This is a genomic window from Vibrio sp. 2433-A1 (assembly GCF_056726085.1).
On sequence record NZ_JBRESC010000047.1, the window covers coordinates 1 to 7,823 of the forward strand.

Sequence of the window (7,823 nt, forward strand, 5' to 3'; positions counted from 1 at the left end):
GCTTTAAAGCTTGGCGATTTGCTGGCGGCGATTTGAATGGTTTCACCTGTGCTTGGGTTACGTCCTGTGCGTGCACCGCGCTCAGTGATTTTAAATGTCCCAAAGCCAATAAGAGCGACTTCTTCACCTTGTGCTAAGGATTGTGTAATCCCTTGAGTGATAGCATCCAGAGCTTCACTCGCTTGCTTTTTGGTGATATCTGCTTGAGCGAAGATGAGCTCTGTCAGTTGCGTTTTATTCATGTGATGTATTTTCCTTAGGTTATATTTGATTTAAAGCTCGAACTGTTTATCAAATTCTCGCTGCTCTTTCCACTGTTCAATTTTTTTACGTGCTTGATGGGCAGCAACATCCCCTTTGACACGTTTCAGTGTGGGATTGCTTTCTACGTACTTTTTGGTTTTCGTGTTCTTAGTCTTAGCTTTCTTAGTCATAGTTCCTTTCCCTGAAATCATGATAATATCATGCAATGGTTTGTTTTACTTAATTTGACACTAGGAATACCTCGCTATGACCAGCACCGAACAACGAGCAGAGTTACAACGCCAAATTTGGCAAATCGCCAATGAGGTCAGAGGCTCTGTTGATGGTTGGGATTTTAAACAATACGTCCTAGGATCTCTTTTCTATCGTTTTATCAGTGAAAACTTCACTAACTATATTGAAGCTGGCGACGCAAGTATTCAATACGCAGGCTTTAAGGATGATGATCCAAGAATTGAGTTGATCCGTGACGATGCCACCAAAACCAAAGGCTACTTTATCTACCCTAGCGAGCTTTTTTGCAATGTAGTCCATGGTGCGAGTACGAATGACAACTTGAACACCGATCTTGCAAAGGTATTTTCATCCATAGAAAGCTCGGCAAATGGTTATCCTTCAGAGCAAGACATTAAAGGGTTATTTGCTGATTTTGATACCACCAGCAACCGCCTTGGCAATACAGTATCAGACAAGAACGCTCGACTGGTATCGGTGCTCAAAGGAGTAGCAAAACTCCAACTAGGGGATTTTCAAGATAATCAGATTGATTTGTTTGGTGACGCTTATGAGTACTTGATCTCAAACTATGCGGCCAATGCGGGAAAATCAGGCGGGGAGTTCTTCACACCGCAAAGTGTGTCTAAGCTGCTGGCTCAATTAGCGATGCATAAACAAACCTCGGTGAATAAAATCTATGATCCGGCAGCAGGCTCAGGGTCTTTGTTGCTACAAGCCAAAAAGCACTTTGATAACCACATTATTGAGGAAGGCTTCTTTGGTCAAGAGATCAACCATACGACTTATAACCTAGCTCGTATGAACATGTTTTTGCACAATATCAACTACGATAAATTTGATATTGCGTTAGGTAATACACTCATCCACCCTCAATTTGGTGATGAAAAACCATTTGATGCCATCGTGTCCAATCCGCCCTACTCAGTTAAGTGGGTAGGAAGTGACGATCCAACACTCATTAATGATGAACGTTTTGCTCCTGCGGGGGTATTGGCACCGAAATCCAAGGCAGACTTTGCTTTCGTTCTTCACGCGCTGAATTATCTCTCCTCTAAAGGCAGAGCTGCCATAGTTTGCTTCCCTGGCATTTTTTATCGTGGTGGCGCTGAGAAGAAAATCCGACAGTATTTAGTTGACAATAACTACGTCGAAACCGTGATATCACTTGCGCCTAATCTGTTCTTTGGCACGTCAATCGCCGTCAACATCTTAGTGCTTTCAAAAAACAAAAAAGAGAATTCCATTCAATTTATTGACGCCAGTGGTGAGGATTTCTTCGATAAAGCTACGAATAACAACGTGCTTTTGAATGAGCATATCGATCAAATTATGACGATCTTCGACGGTAAAGGGGAGATTGAACATGTCGCTAAAAACATGGATATCGGTGACATTGAAAAAAATGACTATAACCTTTCGGTGAGTGCTTATGTTGAGCCTAAAGACACCCGTGAGGCCATTGACATCACAAAGCTTAACGAAGAGCTAAAAACAACCGTTGCAAACATTACTCAATTACGCACGGATATTGACGCCATTGTCGCAGAGATAGAATCAGCGGAGAATCATGCATGATCTTAGACAATAAACTCAATATCACAAACCAAGTTGACCTTTCAAAAGTGGAAGAAAAGCTTAGCAAAAAAAAGGCGCGTGAGCTGTTTGACTCAGGTGAACTTCACAATGTAGAAGTCGGGACATTTGCAGGGCTGAGCTTTATCCATAAGTATTTGTTTGAAGACATTTACTCTTTTGCGGGGAAAATAAGGGAAGTGAATATAGCCAAAAGCAACTTCCGCTTCGCCCCTTTGATGCACTTAAAGCAATCTTTGTCATACATCGATAAGATGCCGCAACGTAATGTTGATGAAATCATTGAAAAATACGTAGAAATGAATATTGCTCACCCGTTTAGAGAGGGGAATGGTCGCTCAACTCGTATCTGGCTAGATTTGATTTTAAAGCAAGAGGTAGGGCAAGTCATTGACTGGAACTTAGTGGATAAAGACGACTACCTCTCAGCCATGGAACGTAGCCCTGTTAAAGACATTGAAATCAAACATCTCCTTAAGCAGGCATTAACCACGAAGGTTGAAAGTCGCTCTCTCTTTATGAAAGGTATCGATGTGAGCTACTACTACGAGGGTTACAGCGACTTCAAGACGGAGGAGCTGTAATCATGACGAACAATAACATGAGTGCTTATATTGAAAAGCTGCTAGATGGTACTGAGGTTGAATGGAAACGGTTAAGTGAGGCTGTTGAGCTAAAACGTGGAAAAAGGCTGGTTAAAAATCAACTGGAGTCATCTGGAGAATATGCTGTATTTCAAAACAGCATGACACCTCTTGGCTACTATGCAGAAAGTAATGTAAAAGGGGATACTAGTTTTATAATTAGCGCTGGAGCAGCCGGAGAAATTGGATATAGTGCCTTGGACTTTTGGGCAGCGGATGATGTTTATTTTTTAATCACACCCAAAGCGATTTGTGACAAGTATTTATATTACTTCTTATTGACTAAGCAGCATAAGCTTTTTTCTCAAGTGCGACGGGCGAGTATCCCGCGTTTATCAAAAAGTGCAATAGAAGCAATGGATATGCCAATCCCCCCACTACACATCCAAACCGAAATCGTCCGAATCTTAGACGCATTCAGCGCACTTACAGACGAGCTTACAGACGAGCTTACAGACGAGCTTACAGCACGCAAGAAACAATACAACTACTATCGAGATAAGTTGTTGAGTTTTGAAGGTGAAGAGGTTGAGTGGAAGGCATTAGGTGAGCTTGCAGAGTACTCAAAGACTCGCATTAACTATACAGAGCTAGATGGTAACAACTATGTTGGTGTTGAAAACTTGCTACAAAATAGAGCTGGCAAAATAGACTCTACTCGCACTCCAGATAGTGGAAATCTTACACGATACAACGTGGGAGACATCTTGATAGGGAATATACGTCCTTATCTAAAGAAGATTTGGCATGCCGATCGAATTGGGGGCACTAACGGTGATGTTCTTGTCGTTCACCCGACTGATACTGCCATAAATCCACGATACTTATATCACGTTTTAGCTGATGACAATTTTTTTGAATACAACATGCAGCATGCGAAAGGCGCTAAAATGCCACGAGGTAACAAACCCAAAATTATGGATTATTTGGTGCCGATTCCATTAGCTAGTAATGAAGAAAAATCACTAGCTGAACAAGAGCGCATTGCTACTATTCTCGATAAATTCGACACACTGACTCACTCCATCAGCGAAGGTCTCCCACGCGAAATCGAGCTACGCCAGAAACAATACGAATATTATCGTGATTTGTTGTTGACCTTCCCGAAACCTCATGGAGAGGCTTGAGATGAATAAAACGTTGACTGAAATAGCCCAGCAATTAAAAGACAAAGATAAGAAAGTACAGCTTATCTACGCTTTTAATGGCACAGGGAAAACGCGGCTATCAAGAGCTTTTAAAACGTTACTTGCTGGTGAGACTATTGAGGAAAATGAACCAGAAGAGCCTCAATGGAAAACGCTTTATTACAACGCGTTTACAGAAGACTTATTCTATTGGGATAATGATTTAGACCAAGATGCGCAGCGTAAGCTTAAGATCCATCCAAATAGTTTTACTCCTTGGGTTTTAGGCGAACAAGGCAAAGAAAATGACGTCATTGGTCATTTTCAACATTATTCGAATTCATCCTTGATGCCTAAGTTCCATGAAAACTTTTCAGAAGTATCCTTCTCTTTTGAGCAGGGCCATGAACACACCACTGAGTTTATTAAAATCTCTAAGGGGGAGGAGAGCAACTTCATCTGGAGTGTCTTTTATACGCTACTAGAGCAAGTGATTAGCGAACGAAACATTCTTGACGCTGAGAATCGTACTACCCGTCAATTTGATGAACTGGAATACGTTTTCATTGATGATCCGGTTAGCTCGTTAGATGAAAATCACTTGATTGAGCTTGCCGTCAGTTTGGCAAAGCTCATTAGTGAGAGTGAACATGACAATGGACTTCGATTCATTATTTCTACTCATAGTCCGCTGTTTTACAATGTGTTGTGGAATGAATTCAACCGCAGAGCCTGTTATATGCTGAGTAAGTTTGAAGACGGTACGTTTGAGCTTGAAGAGAAGCAAGGAGATTCCAACACCAGCTTTTCTTATCACTTGTTTTTAAAGCAAACCATTGAACAAGCTATCCAAACGCCCCAAAGTATTCAGAAGTATCACTTCACCTTACTACGTAACCTGTATGAAAAAACCGCCAGTTTTCTTGGCTACCGCACTTGGTCTGAACTATTACCCGATGATCAAGAGGCGTATTTAAATCGCATCATTCAGTTTACAAGTCACTCTACCCTCTCTGGGGAGGTGGTTGCTGAGCCGACACCTCAAGAAAAAGAGACCGTGGTGTATTTATTCAATCATTTAGTGAACACCTATCAATTTAAAGAGCAGGAAGTCGAGCATGGCTGAGCACAGTACACCGATAGCGCAATCTAACCATTTCATTGTTCTTGACAAGTACACTACGCGTAATGATGCCAGTGAAGGCTATCAAACTGAGCAAGAGCTAGAAAACGAATTTATTACTGATTTGGTCAATCAGGGCTTTGAGTTCAGGAAAGACATTAACAGTGCGAAAGCGATGAGAGATAATGTTCGAATCCAGCTACAAGCTCTGAATAATGTCACCTTTTTAGAGAGTGAATGGCACCGCTTTGTCGAAGAATATCTCGATAAGCCCAGTGATAATATCATCGATAAAACACGTAAAGTTCACGACAACCACATTTATGACTTTGTTTTTGATAATGGCCGCATTCAAAACATTTACTTGTTTGATAAAAAGCAGCTGGCTCGAAACAAGGTACAGGTGATCCAACAGTTTGAACAAACTGGCTCGGCGGCAAACCGTTATGATGTGACGGTGTTGGTCAATGGGTTGCCATTGGTTCAAGTGGAATTAAAAAAGCGCGGTATTGCGATACGAGAAGCGTTTAACCAAGTGCACCGTTACAGTAAAGAGAGCTTCAATTCAGAGAGCTCACTGTATCAATACCTCCAAGTCTTCGTGATCTCCAATGGAACCGATACACGCTACTTTGCGAATACCACACAGAGGAATAAAAACAGCTTCGATTTCACGATGAACTGGGCTAAGTCCAACAATGACCTTATCAAAGATTTAAAAGATGTGACGGCAACGCTGTTTCAAAAAAACACGCTATTGAACGTCTTACTGAATTACTCTGTCCTCGATACCAGTGATACCTTGCTGATCATGCGTCCCTATCAAATAGCGGCAACCGAACGCATTTTATGGAAAATCCGTGGCTCATATGAGCACAAACTGTGGAGTAAACCCGAAAGTGGCGGCTATATTTGGCATACTACAGGCTCAGGTAAGACGCTGACCAGTTTTAAAGCGGCGCGCCTTGCTACTGAGTTAGAGTTTGTAGATAAAGTTTTCTTTGTGGTGGACCGAAAAGATTTGGACTACCAGACCATGAAAGAGTACCAGCGCTTCTCTCCTGATAGCGTGAATGGCTCTGAAAGCACGGCAGGGCTTAAACGTAATATCGACAAAGAAGACAACAAAATCATTGTCACGACCATTCAAAAACTCAACAACTTAATGAAATCGGATCGTGATTTAGCCCTTTATCATCAACATGTGGTGTTCATTTTCGATGAAGCGCATCGCTCTCAATTTGGTGAAGCTCAGAAGAACCTAAAGAAAAAGTTCAAGAAGTTTTATCAATTTGGCTTTACTGGCACCCCTATCTTCCCTGATAACGCGCTAAGCTCTGACACCACTGCTAGTGTGTTTGGTACAGAGCTGCACAGCTACATCCTGACCGATGCCATTCGTGATGAAAAAGTCTTAAAGTTCAAGGTGGATTATAACGATGTTCGCCCTAAATTTAACGCCATAGAAAATGAATTGGATGAAAGTAAGCTTTCGGCGGCTGAAAACAAACAAGCGTTACTGCATCCTGAACGCATTAAAGAAATTACGCACTATATTCTCAACAACTTCAGGCAGAAGACACATCGACTGCTTGCCAATGGTAAGGGGTTCAATGCAATGTTTGCCGTGAGCAGTGTGGACGCGGCAAAAGCCTACTACGACTCTTTCAAAGCGCTACAAAATGAAAATCACCGACCATTAAAAGTCGCGACTATTTTCTCATTTGCGGCGAACGAAGAGCAAAGCGCTATTGGAGACATTCTAGACGAATCCTTTGAGCTTTCTGCAATGGACAGCAGTGCGAAGGAGTTTTTAACCTCGGTGATTGATGACTATAACGTTCAGTTTAAAACCAACTATAGCGTTGATAGTAAACAGTTCCAAAACTACTATCGTGATTTAGCTTTACGCGTACAAAACCAAGAAGTGGATCTACTCATTGTGGTGGGTATGTTCTTAACCGGCTTTGATGCGCCAAGACTCAACACGCTTTTTGTTGACAAAAACTTACGCCATCATGGTCTTATTCAAGCATTCTCACGCACTAACCGTATCTATGACGCAACCAAAACCTTTGGCAACATTGTCACATTCAGAAACCTTGAAGCTGCAACCGTTGACGCCATCAAAATCTTTGGGGATAAAAACACCAAAAATGTCGTGTTAGAAAAAAGCTACCAAGAGTACATGGAGGGCTTTACCGATGTATTAACAGGTAAAGCCAAGCGAGGCTATCTAGAAGTGAGTGCGGAGCTGCAAGCGCGATTCCCTAACCCTGACGACATTGTGACTGAGAAGGAAAAAAGAGCATTTACTAAGCTCTTTGGGGAGTACCTTCGACTTGAAAACGTCTTGCAAAACTATGACGAGTTCACCAGTTTAAGAGCGCTGCAACACATTGACATCACCGACGAGAATGCTATCGACGCATTTAAAGCGGAGCACTATCTCAATGATGAAGATGTCCAAGAGTTGCAAGCCGTTCACATGCCAACAGAAAGAGCGATACAGGATTACCGTTCAACTTATAACGATATTCGAGACTGGCTCAGAAAAGAGAAAGCGGGAAATGAGCAGAGTCAATCAACCTTGGATTGGGATGGTATTACCTTTGAAGTAGACCTACTAAAATCACAAGAAATTAACTTAGATTACATTCTTGAGTTGATTTTCGACCACAATAAGAAAAGCAAAGATAAAGCTATGCTTGTTGAGGAGGTACGCCGCTTAATTCGAACGAGCCTTGGCAACCGAGCAAAAGAAAGCTTGCTGGTGGATTTCATCAACCACACAAACCTTGATGACATTTTAGACAAGCCAAGCATTATTGATGC

General features: G+C 41.9%; 7 protein-coding genes. 5 read left to right on the plus strand and 2 right to left on the minus strand.

Annotated features, from left to right (window positions below):
- A partial coding sequence (locus ACU01J_RS21090; RefSeq protein ID WP_481087399.1) for an HU family DNA-binding protein occupies positions 1-242 on the minus strand: 242 nt, incomplete at its 3' end.
- A 30-nt stretch (positions 243-272) separates the two neighbouring features.
- Complete coding sequence (locus ACU01J_RS21095; RefSeq protein ID WP_268664447.1) at positions 273-434, minus strand: hypothetical protein; 162 nt, start codon at positions 432-434, stop codon at positions 273-275.
- Positions 435-510: 76 nt separating this feature from the next.
- Between ACU01J_RS21095 and ACU01J_RS21100 the strand changes: the two genes are divergently transcribed.
- The 5 genes from ACU01J_RS21100 to ACU01J_RS21120 all read left to right on the plus strand — a co-directional run.
- Complete coding sequence (locus ACU01J_RS21100; RefSeq protein WP_268664446.1) at positions 511-2,076, plus strand: type I restriction-modification system subunit M; 1,566 nt, start codon at positions 511-513, stop codon at positions 2,074-2,076.
- Positions 2,073-2,678 (plus strand): protein adenylyltransferase Fic, encoded by a 606-nt coding sequence (fic, locus tag ACU01J_RS21105; RefSeq protein ID WP_481087400.1) that lies wholly within the window; start codon positions 2,073-2,075, stop codon positions 2,676-2,678. Before ACU01J_RS21100 ends, fic begins: the two co-directional genes overlap by 4 nt.
- A 2-nt stretch (positions 2,679-2,680) precedes the next feature.
- The gene (locus tag ACU01J_RS21110; RefSeq protein WP_481087401.1) at positions 2,681-3,865 is read left to right on the plus strand and encodes a restriction endonuclease subunit S; all 1,185 of its coding nucleotides are present in this window, start codon (positions 2,681-2,683) and stop codon (positions 3,863-3,865) included.
- 1 nt (position 3,866) lies between these two features.
- Positions 3,867-4,991, plus strand: coding sequence for an OLD family protein (locus tag ACU01J_RS21115; protein ID WP_481087402.1), 1,125 nt, complete (start codon positions 3,867-3,869; stop codon positions 4,989-4,991).
- Positions 4,984-7,823, plus strand: a 2,840-nt coding sequence (locus ACU01J_RS21120; protein WP_481087395.1) for a type I restriction endonuclease subunit R, EcoR124 family, incomplete at its 3' end; no start/stop codon positions are given. The genes ACU01J_RS21115 and ACU01J_RS21120, both read left to right, overlap by 8 nt.